This window comes from Massilia sp. CFBP9012, from assembly GCF_034045115.1.
Taxonomy (GTDB): Bacteria; Pseudomonadota; Gammaproteobacteria; order Burkholderiales; family Burkholderiaceae_D; genus Telluria.
The window spans coordinates 132,365-151,242 of sequence record NZ_JAXCWM010000005.1; the positions used below are offsets into that span (position 1 = coordinate 132,365).

Below are 18,878 nucleotides of genomic sequence, written 5' to 3' on the forward strand. Positions count from 1 at the left end.
CGATCATGCTCGACGCCACGCTGCAATCGAGCGCCACGCCCACTTATAGCGCCGAATTCTTGCGTGTAAAGGCGCAGGCCGAGCGCGGCGTGGCCCAGGCCCAGCACAGCCTTGGCTTCATGTATGTGAGCGGCCAGGGCGTGCCGAAGAACGACGAGCTGGCGGTGGCATGGTACCGGATGGCGGCGGCATCGAACCTGGCCCAGGCCCAGTACAACCTCGGCGTGATGCTGCAGAAGGGCCAGGGCGTCGAGCAGGACTTCGGCCAGGCGGCCCACTGGTATGGGCGCGCGGCCGAGCAGGGCTATGCGCCGGCCCAGTACAACCTGGGCTGGCTGTATGCGAAAGGCCAGGGCGTGGCCAGCGACGTGGGCCAGGCGCTGCACTGGTTCAGCCAGGCGGCCGACCAGGGCGAGCCGGGCGCGCAGCACAACCTGGGCATGATGTTCGAGACCGGCAAGGGCGTGGCCCAGGACCAGGAGGCGGCGCTGCACTGGTACCGGCGCGCCGCCGAGCAGGGCTATATGCGCTCGCAGTACAACCTGGGCCTGCGCTACGACGCCGGCCAGGGCGTGGCGCGCGACGCACGCGAAGCGCTGGCCTGGATGCGCAAGGCGGCGGAGCAGGGCCATGCGCCGGCCCAGTTCAACCTCGGCCTGCGCTACGACAAGGGCCAGGACGTCGAGCAGGACAGCCGGCAGGCGATCCTGTGGTACGGCCGCGCCGGCGAGCAGGGGCATGCCAGCTCGCAGTTCAATCTCGCGCTCATCTACGACACCGGCCACGGCGTGGCGCGCGACGAGGCGCTGGCCCTGGCGTGGTACCGGCGCGCCGGAAACCAGGGCCATGCCGGCGCCCAGAACAGCCTCGGCATGCGTTATGAGCACGGACAGGGCGTGACGCGCGACGTGGCGCAGGCGGCCGCCTGGTACCGGCGCGCTGCCGAGCAGGGACTGCCGGCGGCCCAATACCAGCTGGGGCAGTTGCTCGATGCCGGTGACGGCGTCGAGCAGGATCCTGCGCAGGCGACCGAGTGGTATCGCAAGGCGGCCGAGCAGGGACACCTGCGGGCCCAGTTCGACCTGGGCCTGCGCTATGAGAGTGGCAACGGGGTCGCACAGGACAGCGCGCAGGCCCTGGCCTGGTACCGGCGCGCGGCCGGCCAGGATTACGCGCCGGCCCAGTATATGGTGGGCGCGCTGCTCGACCGGCTGGAGAGCGGTGACCCGTTCGAGGCGACCGACTGGTTCCACAAGGCGGCCGACCACAAGCACGCGCTGGCGCAGTTCGAGCTGGGGCTGCGCTACGACTGCGGCAAGGGCGTGGAGCGCGACTACGAGGCGGCCCATTTCTGGTACCTGTGCGCCGCGCGCCAGGGCCATGCGCGGGCCCAGTTCAACCTCGGCGTGATGTATGCGGCGGGGCAGGGCGCCCAGCGCGACCTGGTCGAGGCCTATGCCTGGCTGCACCGGGCCGGCGGCGCCGGCGTGGCGCCGGCCAGCGCCTACCTGGCGAAGGTCGCGAGCAGGATGGAAGCGCAACAGTTGTCCCAGGCGGAACGCTTGATTTCGGTTTGACGCACCGCATTTGAACCGCCAGCAGGCGCGCACGGCTGCGCCAGCGCACCGTGTGCGTATGCACGCCGCGCTATACTGTATGCCCATACAGTCACGCCTGCGCGATGGAACTCAACGACAAGCTCGAAATCCTGGCCGACGCGGCCAAGTACGACGCATCCTGCGCCAGCAGCGGTGCGCCCAAGCGCGGTTCCGAAGGCAAGGACGGCCTGGGCGCCACTACCGGCATGGGCATCTGCCACAGCTATACGCCGGACGGCCGCTGCGTCTCGCTGCTCAAGATCCTGCTCACCAATTTCTGCATCTACGACTGCCAGTACTGCATCAACCGGCGCACCTCGAACGTGCCGCGGGCGCGCTTCGCGGTGGACGAAGTGGTCAAGCTGACCCAGGATTTTTACCTGCGCAACTACATCGACGGCTTGTTCCTCAGCTCGGGCATCATCCAGTCGGCCGACTACACGATGGAGCAGCTGGTAGCGGTGGCGCGCCAGTTGCGCGAGGTGCACCAGTTCCGCGGCTACATCCACCTCAAGACCATCCCCGACGCCGATCCATTGCTGATCCAGGAAGCGGGCCGCTGGGCCGACCGCCTGTCGGTGAACATCGAGCTGCCGACCCACGACAGCGTGACCCGCCTCGCACCCGAGAAAAGCGTCCACACGATCAAGCTGGCGATGGGCGCGATCCGGCGCAAGCTGGACGAAAAAGCCGAGGAGCCGAAGGCGCCGGCCTTCGCGCCGGCCGGCCAGAGCACGCAGATGATCGTCGGCGCCGACGCCAGCGACGACCACACCATCCTGAACACGGCCGAGACGCTGTACGGCAGCTATAAGCTCAAGCGCGTGTACTACTCGGCCTTCAGCCCGATCCCGCAAAGCCCCGGCAGCGTGCCGCTGGCGCCGCCGCCGCTGCTGCGCGAGCACCGCCTGTACCAGGCCGACTTTCTGTTGCGCGGCTACGGCTTCACGGCCGGCGAACTGATGCCGCAGACGGGCAACCTGGCGCTGGACGTCGACCCCAAGCTGGCCTGGGCCTTGAGCAATCGCGAGCATTTTCCGATGGACCTGAACCGGGTGGATGCATCGCTGATCCCGCGCATTCCCGGCATTGGCCTGCGCAACGCCAAGCGCATCGTCGAGCTGCGCCGCCTGCGCCGCATCCGCTGGGAAGATCTATCTCGCCTGCGCTGCAGCCTCAAGAAGCTCGCGCCCTTCGTCGTCACCGCCGACTACAAGCCGGCGCAGGGAGCGACCAGTTCCGACCTGCTGCGCAAGCACATGGCCGATGCGCCGCAGCAGATGAACCTGTGGCCCGAGTTGCAGGCGGCATGAACCTGGACGCCGGCGCCGCCGCCCTGGCCGCGACCGCGGTAGCGAGCGTGCGCGCGGGCCGGCCGCTGCTGGTGGACGGTTTCACCGCATGGCGCGCGGTGGCGCGCGAACTGCTGCGCGCCGGCGTGCCGCCTGAGGCAGTAACCTGGGGGGCACCGGGCGCCGACCTGTTCTCAGGTGCGCCGGCGCCGGGCGAGGCTGCGCAGCATGGAGGCGACCTCCTGTCGTCCCAGGCGCGAGCAGACGCGCAGGCGCCTTCTAACGCAACGGCGCCGAGGCCACAAGTTCCGCGCTCCCTGATGGAGATGCTGCAGACCGCCGCCTGCTTTCGCGACCATGACCGCTGGGCCTTCCTGTACCAGGTGATCTGGCGCTGGCAGCAGGGCGAGCACGACGTGCAATCGCCCGCCGATCCCGACGGGCAGCGGCTGCACACGATGGTCAAGGGGGTGCGGCGCGAGGTACACGATATGCACGCCTACATCCGATTCCGCGAACGGCCGATCGAGGCCGGCGCGCCCCATTTCGTGGCCTGGTTCGAACCCGCCCACGATGTCTTGCCGCAGGTGGCCGAACACTTCGTCGCGCGCATGGGCAAAGTGACCTGGATGATCGCCACGCCCGACGCCAGCGTGCTGTGGGACGGCGCCACCCTGCACCATACCGGCCCCCTGATGTCGAGCGCGGCCGACCTGGATGACGCGGGCGAGGCGCTGTGGCTGACCTATTACCGCAGCATCTTCAACCCGGCGCGCCTGAACACGCAGGTCATGAACAGCCATATTCCTTCGCGCTTCTGGAAGAACCTGCCGGAAGGCGCGCTGGTGCCGTCCCTGGTGAGCCAGGCCGGCCTTGGCGCGCGCCGCATTGGCCAGGTCGAAGCGGTGGGCAGGCGCAGCGGCCGCACGATCCCGATCGAAGCCGAAAAGGCGCAGCCCGAGCGCCAGCAGCCGTCGAAGCTGGACGAGTGCCGGCGCTGCGAGCTGTGGGAACACGCAACCCAGGCGGTCGGCGGCGAAGGGCCAAAGCACGCGAAGATCATGCTCGTCGGCGAACAGCCGGGCGACCAGGAAGACCTGGCAGGGCAGCCCTTCGTCGGCCCGGCCGGCAAGCTGCTCGACCGCGTGTTCGAGCAGGCCGGCGTGGAGCGCAAGGGCGTCTACATCACCAATGCCGTCAAGCATTTCAAGTGGGAGCCGCGCGGCAAGCGGCGCCTGCACAAGACGCCGGCGCAGAAGGAGATCGAGGCCTGCCACTACTGGCTCGGGAAAGAAATCGCCACGCGACAACCCAAGGTCATCGTGGCGATGGGCGCGACCGCGCTCAAGTCGGTGCTGCAGACCGGGAGCGTGACCCTGAAGGACAAGCTGGGACGGCCGGTGCGCCATGGCGACAGCTGGGTGGTGACGATTTATCACCCGTCGTACGTGTTGCGCGTGCCGGACGAAGCGACCAAGCACGAGGCGTTTTCGGTGATGGTCGAGGGCTTGAAGCTGGCGCAGGAATTATTGGACAGGCCAGATGCGTCGGAGCCGCGGGAAGCCTGATATATGCACTTATATGCACAGTATGCGCTGTTCATGTAATTGAAACAGCCGCGTTACAGCAGGTTCGCCAACGATGCCATTGGCGTAAGATCTGGCGATTCCCATCACCGGATCATTTCATGAGCAAACTCGCCGTACCCGCTTTCTGCATATGCATGCTGACCGCTCCCGCCTGGGCGCAATCGGATGATGTGGCCGTCACGGCGCAGGCCGCCGTCGATGTTGCCGACAGCGCCGCCGAGCCGGCGCCGGAGCAGATCCACGTCGTGGCCCAGCGTCCTGGGCCGGGCATGTGGAAAGTGTCGAAGGGCGATCATGTGTTGTGGGTGTTCGGCATGTACGGGCCGGTACCGAAGGACATGCAGTGGCGCTCGCACGAAGTCGAAAACGTCATCCGGAATTCGCAGGAATACCTGTCGGCGCCAAGCGTCTCGGCCAGCCCGGGTTTCTTCAGGGGGATCACACTGCTGCCAAGCTTCATCGGCATGCGCAAGAATCCGGATGGCGCAAGCTTGCGTGACGTGATGCCGGCGCAAGAGTATGCGCGCTGGACCACGTTCAAGTCCAAGTACCTGCCCGAGAACGACGACGTCGAACGTGAGCGCCCGATCTTCGCGGCGGAGGTGTTGTCGAACGCCGCGCGCAAGCAAGCGGGCCTGGTCGACAGCTACGCGGTGCGCAAGCCGCTGCTGGACCTGGTCAAGAAGGCGAAGCTGAAGGAGACCGCGTCGACCTTCCAGCTGCCGATGGACAATGCGCGCACGGTGCTGAAGAACTTCAAGAAATCGACCCTGGGCGACGCCGCCTGCCTGACGCGCACGATGTCCACGCTGGAGCAGGACCTCGAGGCCGCCAGCCGGCGCGCCAATGCCTGGGCCAAGGGCGATGTGGATGAAATGCGCAAGCTGGACTTCACCAGCCGCGAAGAGGCCTGTTCCGGCGCCCTGATGAATAGCGCGGCATTCGATGCCGAGCCCGAATTCAAGCACATGAGGACGCGCGCGAACGAGAAATGGATCGCTTCGGCCGAGAAGGCGCTCGCGGCCAATGCCTCGACCTTCGCCGTCCTGAAGATCGAGGATATCTTCGACCCGAAAGGAGTGATCTCGGCGCTGGCGGCGAAGGGGTATACGGTCGAGCAGCCGGATTGATCCGGGGCAGGCGCGGGAGGGACGGGAAATTGTCAAACCGTCCCAAACGCGCGTAGAATGCTGGCAACGCGGGTGTAGTTCAATGGTAGAACGGCAGCTTCCCAAGCTTCATACGAGGGTTCGATTCCCTTCACCCGCTCCACGCGATCATGTCGTATCCGCCGATGCTCATAAAATGATCCCCGAGATATCATTTAAAGACCGCTCTCTGCTGCTGTTGACGGGCCTCGTCGCAGCAGGGGCAGCATGGGCCTTCTGGCACTATCTCGGCAAAAACGCATTTGCCGTGCTGACGATCATTGCGATCGTAACGCTCTCGTTCGACAATCGGCGTCTGCGGCGTCAACTGGGCGACAAGCCGCCGTCCGGGCCGGAACAGCACTGATGGCAGCGCCATCTCATCTTTAGACGCAGTATCCTGTTGATTCCTGCACTCAGCCATGCGAGGAACAAGGATGATACTGGACTCACCTTCACGCCGCCGCCTATTGCAAGCAATGCTCGCCGCATCTGGCAGCCTGGCCCTGCCAATGCTGCACGCCGCGCCAGCCCCGGCGCCGCTGCTCACCCGCCCGATCCCCTCGTCCGGTGAGCAGATACCTGTCATCGGCCTGGGCAGCTGGATCACCTTTAACGTCGGCCGCGATCCGCAGGCTCGCAAGGAATGCCAGGAGGTGATGCGCCAGTTCCTTGCTAGCGGCGGCAGGATGATCGACTCGTCCCCGATGTACGGCTCGGCCCAGGACGTGATCGGCGAAGCGATACAAGCCATCAAGCCGCCGACCTTGTTCTCGGCCGACAAGGTGTGGATCAGCGGCGGCGCCCGCGGCGTGCAGCAGATCGAGACTTCCCGAAAACTGTGGCGCGTGCCGCGCTTCGACCTGCTGCAGGTGCATAACCTGCTGTCGTGGGAAGAACACCTCAAGACCCTGCTGGCGATGAAGAAGGAAGGGCGGCTGCGCTATGTCGGCATCACGACGTCCGAAGGCCGGCGCCACGGCGAGATCGAGAAAATCATGGCCTCCCACCCCATCGACTTCGTACAAATCTCGTACAACGCCCTCGATCGTGAGGTAGAGCAGCGCATCCTGCCGCTGGCGCGCGAGCGCCGCATCGGCGTGATCGTCAACCGGCCGTTCCGCCAGGGTGACCTGACCCAAGCCTTGGCCGGCAAGCCGCTGCCCCGCTGGGCCGCGGACATCGGCTGCACCACCTGGGCCCAGGCACTGCTGAAGTTCATCGTGTCCCACCCCGGCGTCACCTGCGCGATTCCCGCCACCTCGAACGTGGCCCACGTGCGCGAGAACCTGCTGGCCGGCACCGGCCGCATGCCCGACGAGGCCCTGCGCAAGCGCATCGCCCAGGATGCCGAAAGGCTGGCATGAGCGGGTGGTGGACCGAGTGGGCGACCTACAGGCTGTCGGACTTTCTGATGTTCTCGCAACGCAGTTACTTCCGGCTCATCGCGCTGTACAACGAGGCGGTCTGGCCCGCGCATCTCCTGGCGCTGGCGGCTGGCCTGATCGTCATCGGCTGCATTGCGCGCCCTGGCGTCAACACCCGCCGCATCGCGTTGCTGGTGCTGGCCGTGGCCTGGGCCTGGGTCGGCTGGGCATATCACCTCGATCGTTACGCGGACATCAACACGGCCGGTCCCTGGTTCGCGCTCGCCTTCGGCGTGCAGTCCGTGATGTTGTGCTTCATGGCGCTGCGATCGCACGGCGCCGCACCGGCTGGCATGCAAAAGCAGGTGGCGCTGGGCTTCTCCGGCCTGGCAGTGCTCGGGTATCCGCTGCTCGCGCTGGGCAGCGGCCACAGCTGGAGCCACGCTGAAGTATTCGGCATCGCGCCCGATCCAACCGCTGTCGCCACGCTGGGGGGACTGCTGGCATGCCGAGCCCACCCGCTCTATTGGCTGATTCCGCTGGCCTGGTGTGCGGTGAGCGGCGCGACCTTGATGGAGCTGCGCGTCGGCTATGCGTGGCTGTTGCCGACGGTTGCTATCCTGTCAGTCGCAGCCGGCTTGCTCTTCAGGCACTCAAGACACTCGCCAGTACATTGAGCCTGATGTTATTCGTCGCTGGGGGGGAGTTTGCGCGTGAGCAGCTGCTTGAGAGAGTTATTGGACATTCCCGAATACTGAATGTCATCGATCAGCCAGCCATTTTCTCTTCTGGTCATGCGGTACTCCAGCCGCACTTTCTCACCGCTGGAGGGATAGGTGAATTCAACAGCCACGATGTCCTTTGGCATGGGACGTATCGTCAAGTCGACGGCAGCCGGGTCCTGTGACGCGAAGATGGGGTCGAAGTCCAGATTGCATATTTCGCCGGTTTTTTCGGCGCAGTGACCGTCTTTGACCAGTAGAGAAGCCAGCTCCTGATCAAAGTAACGACGAAGGACCGAACTTGCCTGCTGCGCTAGCGGCTTGCCAAAAACGTTAATCGAACTCGACAGCACCTGCCATGCGAAGGTCTTGTACAGGCTGCCCACAATGGCGACTTGTTCATCTGATTCACGTGGTGCGGCAGTGGATGGGGAAATGCAGACGAGAGCGAAAGATATCGCGCAGAGTGCGCGGCTAGGGACGGTAGACGGCATACTCGGGCCTTTCTCTGCGATAGGTTGGACCAGCCCAGAAGTCTCGTTGGGCGAAATCGGATATCCATTTCTCGCCGTCGAATCCCGCAATATGGCCTGCTGAATTCCCGCCGGGATACGGTTGAATCACCACGATATCGCCTTTTTGAAACTTGAAATGCTCAGGGGTAGGAAGGGCGACAACATGAAATCCATTCCTCGTTAGGATAGGCCCCCAATCCTTGGCCATGAGCGGATGCCCTGAAGTATTGGCATCAGCAGCTTCGAGCGCCAGCCGAACGAAGCGGGCGCATCTGCCTTGACTTTGATTTTTCGCGTTTGTACGCAAATGCGATGCGCATTTTTCCACATCAATCGGCATGATTTTTGGCGTGTTATTGAAGGCACGGCCAATTATTGTTGTCTCCCTGCTGTGAACATTGCGTAGTCGCAATCGCTCAGCGCGACAACAGATCGCTCGGCAAACCTTGCCAGCCCAGTGCACGGTGAGCGGGATGACCTGATGGATCCAAAATTGGGCATTGTTCAAGCAAGAATGTGTATTCCTTGGCATCTCGGAAGGAGCCAGACTGTCGTCATCCGGGGCCGAACGGCTGACGTCAACGCGCCCTGGTATTCATTCGAAGTCTTCCGAGGAGAACACGATGAAATACAAGACCTTGGGTAACACCGGCTTGCTCGTATCGCAGCTATGCCTGGGAACGATGACTTTCAGCGGCGGTAGCGGCGTGTACAAGCATATCGGCAATGTCGACCAGGCTGGCGCCGACGAACTCGTCAAGGCCAGCATCGACGCGGGCATCAATTTCTTCGATACCGCCGACGTGTATTCCGGTGGCGAAAGCGAAAGCACGCTCGGCCAGTCGTTCAAGAACCTGGGCATCGCCCGCAAGGACTATGTGCTGGCCACCAAGGTATATAGCCGCATGGGGCCAGGCCGCAACGATGTCGGTGCTTCACGCGGCCACATCATGGATGCCATCGAAGCGAGCCTGCAACGGCTGCAGACGGATCACATCGATCTGTACCAGATCCACGCGACCGATCTCCTGACGCCCACCGAGGAGACCTTGCGCGCGCTGGACGATCTGGTCCGCCAGGGCAAGGTTCGCTATATCGGTGTTTCGAACTGGCCGGCTTGGCGTGTCGCGACCGCGCTCGGGATTTCAGCACGCCTGAACCTGGCGCGATTCAATACACTGCAGGCCCACTACTCGATTGCAAGCCGCGATCTCGAACGTGAGTTGGGCCCGTTGATTGCAGCGGAAAAGATGGGCTTGCTCGTCTGGAGCCCGCTGGCCGGTGGGCTGTTATCGGGAAAATTCAGCCGCGAGAACCAGTCGCCGGAAGGCTCGCGCCGTTCCGATTTCGACTTCCCGATCATCAATAAGGAGCGCGCCTGGAACGTCATCGACGTGATGCGCCCCATCGCCGAAGCGCACGGGTGCAGCCCGGCCCGGATCGCACTGGCCTGGCTGCTGTCCAAGCCGATCGTCACATCAGTGCTGGTAGGGGCCAAGCAACTGAGCCAGCTCGAGGACAACATCGCCGCGGTCGACATCTCCCTCGGCGAAGACGAGATCCGCCAGCTCGACGACGTCAGCGAGCTGCCGCCGGAATATCCGGGCTGGATGCTCGCGACCCAGGGCGTGGATCGTCTCGGCCCGGTCGACCTGTGGGCCGACAAAATGTCGGCAACTTCCTGACGGCTGTCCTGCGGCACTTACCGAAAGGATTTCAGTCATGAGTTATCGATTGCAAGAAAAAGTCGCCGTGATCACTGGCGCATCGAAGGGCCTGGGTGCGGCCATTGCAAAACACTTCGCGGCCGAGGGGGCATCGGTCGTGGTCAATTACTCAAGCAGCAAGAAGCGGCCGACGATATCGTGGACGAGATCGCTGAAGCCGGTGGCAAGGCGATCGCCATCAGGGCGGATATGCGCGACCCGGATGACGTCAGGCAGTCATCACGGGACACGTCAAGCACCGCATCCTTAGCACCGGCAAGGAGTTCGAAAGTGATTTCGCGGCAATCTGTTCGGTCAGGGACGGCAAGGTCAGCGGATACAACTTCATCGAGGATTCGTACGGCCTATGGCGCGCGTTCCAGGCAGACTCAGTTTGACAGCAGATTGCCCAACCTGAACGAATCCGCCCCCGCCACTTTGCAAATGTGCATCCCGCGCAGCAGGTGCCGGTGCGCCGTGCTGGCGAACAGCAACCCCGGACGGCTGGCCGCCACCGGCGTGACCTGCCCGCTGACCGGATTGACGACATCCGCGATCGGCTCGCCCGCTGCGACCTGATCGCCCAGCTTCTTGCGGAACACCAGCACGCCCGCATGCGGCGCCACCAAAGGCTCGACGGCATCGAGCGGCGTCGGGCCGCAGTGGGCCGCGGGCAGGGCGTTCGCCGGTATGTCGAGCACGCCCACATGCGCAAGGTATTGCAGGATGGCGTCGGCATCCTGCTGCGCGTAGTCGTAGTTCACATCGTTCTCGCCGCGCAGTTCGACGGTGACGGCGGCGCATGCGGGCGGAATGGCGGCGTCCGTAAAATGGTCGGCCAGGTCCCACCACACCCGGCTGCAGGCTTCGTCGAAGGCTTCGCCGCCCGATTCCTTCGCCACCAGCAGCACGCGCGCGCCCATCAGGTCGGCCAGCGGCTGGATCACGTCGACCAGCGGCGTGCCGGTGTACATGTGCAGCACCGCCTCGTTATCGCAGTGCAGGTCGAGCACGATGTCGGCGTCGATCGCCATCGTCAGCAGGAGTTTCTTGAGCGTGGCGGCATTGTCCGCCGGTTCCCAGGCCGCCACCTCGTTGCGGGCCAGCTCGCGGATCAGCGCGACGTTGGCTGTTGCATCCTGGCCCAGCCGGCCCTCGAGCGCGCTTTTGAGGGCGGCGGCAACATGGCGATAAGAGCGGTTGAAGTTCAGGCCGGTGGACAGGTCGTAGCGGCCGAAGGGCGCGCCATGCAGCACCTGGGACAGGCCGAGCGGGTTGGCTGCCGGGACCAGGATGATCTCGCCCTTGATCCGCCCTTCGGCATCGAGCTTGTCGAGCTGCCCGCGCAGCAGGTGCGCCACCAGCATCGCAGGCACTTCGTCGGCGTGGATCGCGGCCTGGATGTATACCTTCTTGCCGCTGCCGGGGGCGCCGTAGTGGAGGGATGTCAGGTTCAGGGTGGCGACACTGTCTTCGATGGCGATCGGGTGTTTCGTCGAGTGCATGGCAAGAGGCTCCGGCGTTGCTGGGGGAAGACAATGATTATGCTCGATTCCGCCTTGCCACCACGCACGGTCGATGGCCGGGGCGGCTGCGCTATAATGACAGCCGTTTTTTCCGCATATTTCACACTCCCCATGTCTTCTGATAAGCCTACCAGTGGTCCGGCACGGTCCATGCTGTACGATCCCACCGAACACCGCATCCGCAGTTTCGTCACGCGCGCAGGGCGGCTGTCGACCGCGCAGGCGCGGGCTTTCGAGGAGTTTGGCCCCAAGTTCCTGATCGAGTACAAGAAGGAAGCGCTCGACCTCGAACAGGCCTTCGGCCGCAAGGCGCCGGTGGTCCTCGAAATCGGCTTCGGCATGGGCGACACCACGGCCCATATCGCGACGCTGATGCCCGAGAAGGATTTCCTGGGCGTCGAAGTGCACACGCCGGGTGTGGGCAGCCTGCTCAAGCAGATCGGCGAACAGGGCATCGATAACCTGCGCCTGGTCCAGCACGACGTGTTCGAGGTGCTGAATCACATGGTCCGTGACGGCTCGCTGCACGGCGTGCACGTGTTCTTCCCCGATCCATGGCACAAGGCGCGCCACAACAAGCGCCGCCTGATCCAGCCGGCCTTCGTCAAGCTTCTGTGCCAGAAGATCGCGCCGGGCGGCTACCTGCACCTGGCGACCGACTGGGAAGACTATGCGGTGCAGATGCTCGAGGTCTTGAGCGCCGAGCCGGAGCTGACCAACACCGCCGAGGGCTACGCCCCGCAGCCGGCATACCGTCCGCTGACGAAGTTCGAGAACCGCGGCATCAAGCTGGGTCACGGCGTCTGGGACCTGGTCTTCACGCGCAAGTAAGTGTCAATCCGGGGGCGGATCGTCGTTCGTTCCCCCGTCTTCGTCGTTCGTCGCCACCTGCTGTCCCGGGCCGCCGGAAGTTCCTAGACTGGACTCGTTGATATACATTAACGAGCACAGGGGAGAACAGCATGTGGAAGCGCATCGAACAATGGAATCGTGAGGTAGAGGCGGAGCAGCTCGCGGTGCTCCGCGATCCAACGCTGGTAGCGCAGGTGCCGGCCGGCTGCCGCCGTTTCTTCGCCCGCAAGCTGGCGCAGATGTCGCCCGCCGAGCGTGAATCCCTTTATCAGTTTTCCAGTACCGTCAGTACCTCGGCAGCCCTGCTTGCGCTGCTCAAGCTGTTCGTCGTGCTGTCGGTGGTCGGTTTCCTGATCAATCTCGCTTTTCTGCCTGCCAGGCCGTGGTGGCATACAGTCCTTGCCGCCAATGCAATCGGGCTCGCGATGGCCATGTCGCTGATGGGCGTCTGGTTCAATTATGGGAAGATCGTGCGCGCCAAGGGCAAGGCGCTGGTCACGATCGTCGGCCTTGGCCTGGTGGGTGGGCTGTTCGGTGGATTGACCGCCATGTTCGAGACGGGTGGCAATTGGTCAGTCCTGCTCGACAGGCTGCCCAGGATCGTCGTCACCGTGACGATCGTCGTGACCGCACTGGTGGCGATACCGACCATCGTGATCGCCGTGCTGCGTAACCGCCACTACCAGATACTGGCCGAACAGCTCAAACGCGACGCCGAGCAGGAGCGCCTGGCGCGCGAGTTAAGTGAAACCCAACTGCGCCTGTTGCGCGCCCAGATCGAGCCGCACTTCCTGTTCAATACCCTGGGCGCGGTGCAGCAGCTGGCCGAGCAGGGTGCGCCGCGCGCGGCCGAACTCACGTCCCACCTGATTGACTTCCTGCGCGCCAGCATGAGCGATATGCGCTGCGAGCAGGTGGCGCTGGCGACCGAATTCGGCCTGGTCGAGTCCTATCTGCGCGTGATGCAGATCCGCATGGGCGAGCGCCTGCGCTATACGGTCGACGTGCCCGCTGCGCTGGCAAGCACCCAGGTGCCCAGCATGCTCGTACTGACCCTGGCCGAGAACGCGATCAAGCACGGCATCGAGCCGTCGCTGGCGGGCGGCGAGATCGTCGTCACGGCCCACGACGACGAAGGGACGATCCGCATCCGGGTGCGCGACAGCGGCGTGGGCATGAGCGACACGCCGGGCGCCGGCACCGGCCTGGAAAACGTGCGCCACCGCCTGCGCCTGGCGTACGGAGAAGGCGCCTGCCTGCTGCTCTCCGAAGCCGAACCTGGCCTGCTGGCCGAAATCGCCATCCCCTGCAAGGAGCCGAAATGAGTGTCACTGTGCTGGTCGCCGAAGACGAACCCCTGATGCGCGAGCGCCTGCTCGGCATGCTGGCCACGGCCTGGCCCGAAGCCCAGGTGGTCGCGGCGCCCGAGAACGGGTTTGACGCCTGGGACGCCTGGCTCGAGCACGAGCCGCAGGTGGTCTTTCTCGACATCCGCATGCCCGGCATGTCGGGCCTGGAAGTGGCCGAACGCATCGGGCGCCGTTCGCACGTGGTGTTCGTCACGGCCTACGACCAGTATGCGGTCGATGCCTTCGACACCGGTGCGGTCGACTACCTGCTCAAACCCATCCAGCCGGGTCGGCTCGACAAGGCCCTGGCGCGCCTGCGCGAGAAGCTGGACGCCCGTCCGGACGATGTCAGCGAGGTGGTGCAGCAGGTGAAGGCGGCGTCGCCGCAAGCGAAGCGCGAGAAGCTCAAATGGCTCAAGGCCAGCGTCGGCAAGCAGATCCGCCTGATCGACGTCGAGGAGGTGCTGTTCTTCCAGGCCGACACCAAGTACACGCGGGTGGTGCTGGCCGATTCTGAGGCGCTGGTGCGCATTCCGCTCAAGGACCTGGTGGGCGGGCTCGATGCGGGCCTGTTCTGGCAGATCCACCGCGGCACGCTGGTGAACGTGAATGCGATCCGGGCGGCCGAGCGGATCGACGCCGAACGCATGCAGGTGCTGCTGCGCGGGAGCGACGAGGTGCTCCCGGTCAGCCGCAGTTTCACTCACCTGTTCCGGGAGTAAGCCGGTCAGCTCATCTCGTTGATGATCGCGACGATCTCGTCGCCGTACGAGACGAGCTTCTTCTCGCCGACGCCCGACACGCCGCGCAGCTGGTCGATGGAGCCCGGCTTGACCTTGGCGATCTCGCGCAGGGTCGCATCCTGGAACACGACATAGGCCGGTACGCCGTGCTCGCGCGCGGTGCCCATGCGCCACGAGCGCAGGCGGTCGAAGATCGCCTGTTCGTCGCGCGACAGTTCGGTTTCTTCGTAGCTCGAGCGCGAGGTGGACGGGCGCTTGGCCTTGACCGGCTTCTGGTACTGGCGCAGCTGCACCTTCTGCTCGCCCTTGAGCACCGGGCGCGCGGCGTCGGTGAGCTTGAGCGAACTGAAGGCATCGTGGTCGACCGTCACCAGGCCGAGGGCGATCGCCTGTCGCAGGATGGCGCGCCATTCCTGCTCGGAGCGGTCGGCGCCGACGCCATACACGGTGAGCTTGTCGTGGTGCCACTGGCTGATGCGCTCGGTCTGCGCGCCGCGCAGTACGTCGATCACGTGGCCGCCGGCGAAGCGCTGGTCGACCCGGTAGATGGCCGACAGCAGCTTTTGCACCGGCACCGAGCCGTCGAAGCTGACCGGCGGCACCAGGCAGGTGTCGCAGTTGCCGCAGGGGCCGGAGCGCTCGCCGAAGTAGTCGAGCAGGCGCATGCGCCGGCAGCTGAGCGTTTCGCACAGGCCCAGCATGGCGTCGAGCTTCATCGACAGCACGCGCTTGAAGGTTTCGTCGGCCTCGGATTCGTCGATCATGCGGCGCTGCAGGACCACGTCTTGCAGGCCATAGGCCATCCAGGCGCTGGCAGGAGCGCCGTCACGGCCGGCGCGGCCCGTCTCCTGGTAATAGCCCTCGATGCTCTTGGGCAGGTCGAGGTGGCAGACGAAACGCACGTCGGGTTTGTCGATGCCCATGCCGAAGGCGATGGTGGCGACCATGACGATATTCTCTTCGCGCAGGAAGCGGGCCTGGTTGGCGGCGCGCACCGTGTGCTCCATGCCGGCGTGATACGCCATGGCGCGGATGCCGTGCTCGTTCAAAAAGTCCGCCGTCTCTTCGACCTTCTTGCGCGACAGGCAGTAGACGATGCCGGAATCCTGCGCGTGCTCGCTGCTGATGAAATCGATCAGCTGCTTGCGGCCGGTGGTCTTCTCGACGATCGAGTAGCGGATATTGGGACGATCGAACGACGAGACGAACTGGCGCGCGTCTTCCAGCTGCAGGCGGTGCGCGATCTCGGCCCGGGTCTGCTGGTCGGCGGTCGCGGTGAGCGCGATGCGCGGCACATTCGGGAAGCGCTCGTGCAGGATCGACAGCCGGATGTATTCGGGACGGAAGTCATGCCCCCATTGCGAGACGCAGTGGGCCTCGTCGATGGCGAACAGCGAGATACGGCTGCTTTCGAACAGTTCGAGGCAGCGCGGCGTCATCAGGCGCTCGGGCGCCACGTAGACCAGGTCGATCTCGCCGGTACGCACCAGGCGCTCGATGCGCATGGCTTCTTCGAAGCTCTGGGTCGAGTTGAGGAAGGCCGCGCGCACGCCGACTTCTTCCAGCGCATCGACCTGGTCTTGCATCAGCGCGATGAGCGGGGAGACGACGACGCCCACGCCGTCGCGCAGCAGGGCGGGGATCTGGTAGCACAGCGACTTGCCGCCGCCGGTCGGCATCAGGACCAGCGCGTCGCCGCCGCTGGCCACGTGTTCGACGATCTCTCCCTGCTGCCCGCGGAAGGCGGGATAGCCGAAGACCGTCTCCAGCACGTGGAGAGCGCGCGCGCCGAGGTCGGCGCCGATATCGGGATTCATACTGTCTGTTTCAGTGTTTTGGATCTGGGTAAGGCGCTAGTTTACTCCGACCAGTTGACCAAGCCAAAGTGAGCGGTCACCAGCACCAGGATACCGAATACGATACGGTACCAGGCGAAGATCGTGAAGTCGTGCGTGCTGATGTAGCGCAGCAGCCAGCGCACGCACAGGAAGGCGGCGATGAAGGCCGAGACGAAGCCGAGGCCGAACATCGGGAAATCGGCCATCGACAGTGCATCGCGTTCCTTGACCACAGAATACACCGTAGCGCCAAGCATCGTCGGCATGGCAAGGAAGAACGAGAACTCGGTGGCCGCCTTGCGTGACAGGCCGAACAGCATGCCGCCGATGATCGTCGAGCCCGAACGGCTGGTGCCGGGAATCAGGGCGAAGGACTGGGCGAAGCCGACCTTGAGCGCGTCGAGCGCCGTCATCTGGTCGACCGTCTCGACCCGCGGCGGCGTTGCGCGCTGGCGCTGGCGGTGTTCCACCCACAGGATGATGACGCCGCCCACGACCAGGGCGATCGCCACCGGCACCGGGTGGAACAGGAGTTCGGTGATCGTGGCGCTGAACAGCACGCCGGCAACGGCGGCCGGCATGAAGGCGATCGCGACGTTGCGCGCGAAGCGCTGCTGCAGCGGATCCGAGCCCAGTCCGGAAAACAGGCGTATGACACGCTCGCGGTATTCCCAGACGACGGCCAGCACGGCGCCCAGCTGGATCACGATCTTGAATACCGTTTCCCTGACACCTGTGAAGTTGAGTAACTCGCCCGCAAGAATCAGGTGACCGGTGGAAGAAATCGGAAGAAATTCGGTGAAGCCCTCGACCAGGCCCATGATGATCGCCTTGATGGCGAGCGCAATATCCATGAATTGTATTGGTGTGGAAGTGATCTGGGAACGAGCCGGCTCAGGCACGCCGGCTTGGGCTCGCAGCTTACCATGAGCCGGGCCGCCACCGTTGTGCTAACTGAACCGTACGGACGATTTTTGCGGGCGAAATGTGCAGCCATCGGGCGCCTGGGCCTGCGCGCGAATGAAAAAAGCGCTTGCATCGAATGTGAAATCGCGTGCTAAACTAAATCCATGAGTAATCCTGCACTCACCCAATGAGTCTAATATTGGTCATCATCCTTGCCGCGCTGTCCTGGCTGGCATTTCATGACTGGCAGTTGCCCAATGCATTACGCTACCGACCCTTCCAGGGCCGGGTCTGGCGCAGTTCCTTCCCATCCGCATCCCGTAAAGACATCCGCGAATTCCTGTCGGTGTTCGGCGCCGCTTTCTCGTTCGGCGACAGCGAGAAGCTGCACCTGCGTCCCGACGACCAGGTGCTGGGCGTGGTGCGCGCCGCCAGGTCCGCACGCTGGATGCCGGACGCGTCCGACATCGAGCCGCTGGCGCGCGCGCTGCGCGAGCGCTACGGCCTGCGCCTGGACGAGGTCTGGCATGACGGCCTGACCCTCGGCGGGTTGTTCCAGCGCGTGCAACAGGCGCGTGGAAAATCGGCGGTATAGCTCAGAAAGATGCGTAGGCAGGCGCGGTAGCCTTTTCCAGCTCGCTCAGCCAGCGGATCGCCTGCGGGCGATCGTCGCCGCACATTTCATGCGATGGCTGCAGGCCGCCGCAGAAGGCCGGCCGTTCCGGTTGCCCAAAAATCCGGCAGCGCTCATCCTCCCCCAATTGCACGCAACGCACCCCTGCAGGCTTGCCGTTCGGCATGCCTGGAATCGGGCTGGTGATCGAGGGCGCGGTGCAGCAGGCGCCGCACTGCGGCCGGCACTGGAAAGAGGCGGGCATGGACATCGAGGAATGCGTGAAACAGAGCCCGCCAGTATAGCCCGGCCGTATGTAATCGGCCTGCAACATATTCGTGAAAACGGTTGAATCTACGGCTACTACCACATTTCAACTAATATAGTTTCGGCTATACAACGGTTGCTTGACTGTTTCGACGAGCGCGGTCTATATTAATTGTTCCTTCGATAATTTCTGGGCGGGAATATGGACTGCCAACTTGACAGCAAGCCGCGCTGGGAACGTCGCAAGGATGCGCGTCCCAAGGAACTCCTGGCATCTGCCATGGAGCTGTTCGTCGAACGTGGTTTCGCCTCCACGCGCCTGGAAGACGTGGCCCGCCGCGCCGGGGTGTCGAAGGGGACGCTCTACCTGTATTACGCCAACAAGGAAGACCTGTTCAAGGCCGTCGTACGGCAGACCATCCTGCCGACGATCGACGATGCCGAGACATCGGTGGCGGAGTTCGATGGCCATAGCGCCGAATTGCTGCGTCACGTGATCCTGTCCTGGTGGGTGCGCATCGGCGCGACCAAGGCTTCCGGCATCAGCAAGCTGATCCTCGCCGAAGCCGATAATTTTCCCGAGCTGGCGCGCTTTTACCGGGAAGAAGTCATGACGCGCCGCATGCGCATGATTTCAAACATGCTCGAACGCGGCATCCGGCGCGGCGAATTCCGCGCGATCGACGTGCCGCAGACGGCCCAGGTGCTGATCGCGCCGCTGCTGATGCTCTCGACCTGGAAGCATACGATCGCCCCCTGTGAGCGCAGCGACCTGCAGCCTGAAGCCTTCCTGGAAGCCTTCCTCGACATCACCCTGCACGGCCTGCTTCCTCCATCACAGTAAGAA

Annotated in this window: 20 protein-coding genes and 1 tRNA gene; 15 read left to right on the plus strand and 6 right to left on the minus strand. The window is 64.3% G+C overall.

The genetic code is table 11. The features are described from left to right. The first annotated feature begins 5 nt into the window (after nt 1-5). The 8 genes from SOM61_RS09665 (at nt 6) to SOM61_RS09700 (ending at nt 7,671) form a co-directional block, all read left to right on the plus strand. Complete coding sequence (locus SOM61_RS09665) at nt 6-1,577, plus strand: tetratricopeptide repeat protein (RefSeq protein ID WP_320473892.1); 1,572 nt, start codon at nt 6-8, stop codon at nt 1,575-1,577. A gap of 104 nt (nt 1,578-1,681) precedes the next feature. Continuing rightward, a complete protein-coding gene (locus SOM61_RS09670) occupies nt 1,682-2,911 on the plus strand; it encodes a putative DNA modification/repair radical SAM protein (protein ID WP_320473893.1) in 1,230 nt (409 codons plus the stop codon). Continuing rightward, nucleotides 2,908-4,458: a UdgX family uracil-DNA binding protein gene (locus SOM61_RS09675; RefSeq protein ID WP_320473894.1), complete on the plus strand. Its 1,551-nt coding sequence runs from the start codon at nt 2,908-2,910 to the stop codon at nt 4,456-4,458. Before SOM61_RS09670 ends, SOM61_RS09675 begins: the two co-directional genes overlap by 4 nt. 119 nt (nt 4,459-4,577) lie before the next feature. Further along, a complete protein-coding gene (locus tag SOM61_RS09680) occupies nt 4,578-5,609 on the plus strand; it encodes a TraB/GumN family protein (protein ID WP_320473895.1) in 1,032 nt (343 codons plus the stop codon). Nucleotides 5,610-5,677: 68 nt separating this feature from the next. Then, nucleotides 5,678-5,751, plus strand: a tRNA-Gly gene (locus tag SOM61_RS09685). A 33-nt stretch (nt 5,752-5,784) separates the two neighbouring features. Continuing rightward, nucleotides 5,785-5,994, plus strand: a complete 210-nt coding sequence (locus SOM61_RS09690) for a hypothetical protein (protein ID WP_320473896.1) — start codon at nt 5,785-5,787, stop codon at nt 5,992-5,994. A 112-nt stretch (nt 5,995-6,106) separates the two neighbouring features. Next, the gene (locus SOM61_RS09695; protein WP_320473897.1) at nt 6,107-6,994 is read left to right on the plus strand and encodes an aldo/keto reductase; all 888 of its coding nucleotides are present in this window, start codon (nt 6,107-6,109) and stop codon (nt 6,992-6,994) included. Between the two features lie 47 nt (nt 6,995-7,041). Next, the gene (locus SOM61_RS09700; protein ID WP_320473898.1) at nt 7,042-7,671 is read left to right on the plus strand and encodes a DUF6064 family protein; all 630 of its coding nucleotides are present in this window, start codon (nt 7,042-7,044) and stop codon (nt 7,669-7,671) included. 8 nt (nt 7,672-7,679) lie between these two features. On the opposite strand, the gene SOM61_RS09705 is transcribed toward SOM61_RS09700, so the two are convergent. Both SOM61_RS09705 and SOM61_RS09710 read right to left on the minus strand, forming a co-directional pair. Further along, nucleotides 7,680-8,210 carry a YqhG/Tai3 family protein gene (locus SOM61_RS09705; protein ID WP_320473899.1) on the minus strand — a complete coding sequence of 177 codons (531 nt, stop codon included), beginning with the start codon at nt 8,208-8,210 and terminating at the stop codon, nt 7,680-7,682. Next, entirely contained in the window at nt 8,191-8,739 is a 549-nt protein-coding gene (locus SOM61_RS09710) for a hypothetical protein (protein ID WP_320473900.1), read from the minus strand. Before SOM61_RS09710 ends, SOM61_RS09705 begins: the two co-directional genes overlap by 20 nt. A gap of 115 nt (nt 8,740-8,854) precedes the next feature. Between SOM61_RS09710 and SOM61_RS09715 the strand changes: the two genes are divergently transcribed. Both SOM61_RS09715 and SOM61_RS09720 read left to right on the plus strand, forming a co-directional pair. Continuing rightward, nucleotides 8,855-9,916, plus strand: coding sequence for an aldo/keto reductase (locus SOM61_RS09715; RefSeq protein WP_320474119.1), 1,062 nt, complete (start codon nt 8,855-8,857; stop codon nt 9,914-9,916). A gap of 37 nt (nt 9,917-9,953) precedes the next feature. Further along, the gene (locus tag SOM61_RS09720) at nt 9,954-10,208 is read left to right on the plus strand and encodes an SDR family NAD(P)-dependent oxidoreductase (protein ID WP_414674960.1); all 255 of its coding nucleotides are present in this window, start codon (nt 9,954-9,956) and stop codon (nt 10,206-10,208) included. Nucleotides 10,209-10,326: 118 nt separating this feature from the next. On the opposite strand, the gene SOM61_RS09725 is transcribed toward SOM61_RS09720, so the two are convergent. Next, nucleotides 10,327-11,442 carry a succinylglutamate desuccinylase/aspartoacylase family protein gene (locus SOM61_RS09725; RefSeq protein ID WP_320473901.1) on the minus strand — a complete coding sequence of 372 codons (1,116 nt, stop codon included), beginning with the start codon at nt 11,440-11,442 and terminating at the stop codon, nt 10,327-10,329. 171 nt (nt 11,443-11,613) lie between these two features. Here SOM61_RS09725 and trmB point away from each other — a divergent pair, with 171 nt between their 5' ends. The 3 genes from trmB (at nt 11,614) to SOM61_RS09740 (ending at nt 14,386) form a co-directional block, all read left to right on the plus strand. Then, on the plus strand, nt 11,614-12,294 hold the full coding sequence (trmB, locus tag SOM61_RS09730; RefSeq protein WP_320473902.1) for a tRNA (guanosine(46)-N7)-methyltransferase TrmB: 681 nt from the start codon (nt 11,614-11,616) through the stop codon (nt 12,292-12,294). Between the two features lie 131 nt (nt 12,295-12,425). Further along, complete coding sequence (locus SOM61_RS09735; RefSeq protein WP_320473903.1) at nt 12,426-13,640, plus strand: sensor histidine kinase; 1,215 nt, start codon at nt 12,426-12,428, stop codon at nt 13,638-13,640. Continuing rightward, on the plus strand, nt 13,637-14,386 hold the full coding sequence (locus SOM61_RS09740; protein ID WP_320473904.1) for a LytR/AlgR family response regulator transcription factor: 750 nt from the start codon (nt 13,637-13,639) through the stop codon (nt 14,384-14,386). The genes SOM61_RS09735 and SOM61_RS09740 overlap by 4 nt, the downstream gene beginning before the upstream one ends. Before the next feature lie 5 nt (nt 14,387-14,391). Here SOM61_RS09740 and recQ read toward each other — a convergent pair whose 3' ends face one another. Beyond that, nucleotides 14,392-16,224 carry a DNA helicase RecQ gene (gene recQ / locus SOM61_RS09745; protein WP_320473905.1) on the minus strand — a complete coding sequence of 611 codons (1,833 nt, stop codon included), beginning with the start codon at nt 16,222-16,224 and terminating at the stop codon, nt 14,392-14,394. Between the two features lie 41 nt (nt 16,225-16,265). Continuing rightward, nucleotides 16,266-17,099 (minus strand): undecaprenyl-diphosphate phosphatase, encoded by an 834-nt coding sequence (locus tag SOM61_RS09750; protein ID WP_320473906.1) that lies wholly within the window; start codon nt 17,097-17,099, stop codon nt 16,266-16,268. Nucleotides 17,100-17,338: 239 nt separating this feature from the next. Here SOM61_RS09750 and SOM61_RS09755 point away from each other — a divergent pair, with 239 nt between their 5' ends. Then, nucleotides 17,339-17,746, plus strand: a complete 408-nt coding sequence (locus SOM61_RS09755; protein ID WP_320473907.1) for a hypothetical protein — start codon at nt 17,339-17,341, stop codon at nt 17,744-17,746. 1 nt (nt 17,747) lies between these two features. Here SOM61_RS09755 and SOM61_RS09760 read toward each other — a convergent pair whose 3' ends face one another. Further along, nucleotides 17,748-17,972 (minus strand): YkgJ family cysteine cluster protein, encoded by a 225-nt coding sequence (locus SOM61_RS09760; RefSeq protein ID WP_320474120.1) that lies wholly within the window; start codon nt 17,970-17,972, stop codon nt 17,748-17,750. A gap of 261 nt (nt 17,973-18,233) precedes the next feature. Between SOM61_RS09760 and SOM61_RS09765 the strand changes: the two genes are divergently transcribed. Next, nucleotides 18,234-18,875, plus strand: a complete 642-nt coding sequence (locus SOM61_RS09765; RefSeq protein ID WP_320473908.1) for a TetR/AcrR family transcriptional regulator — start codon at nt 18,234-18,236, stop codon at nt 18,873-18,875. Nucleotides 18,876-18,878 lie beyond the last annotated feature (3 nt).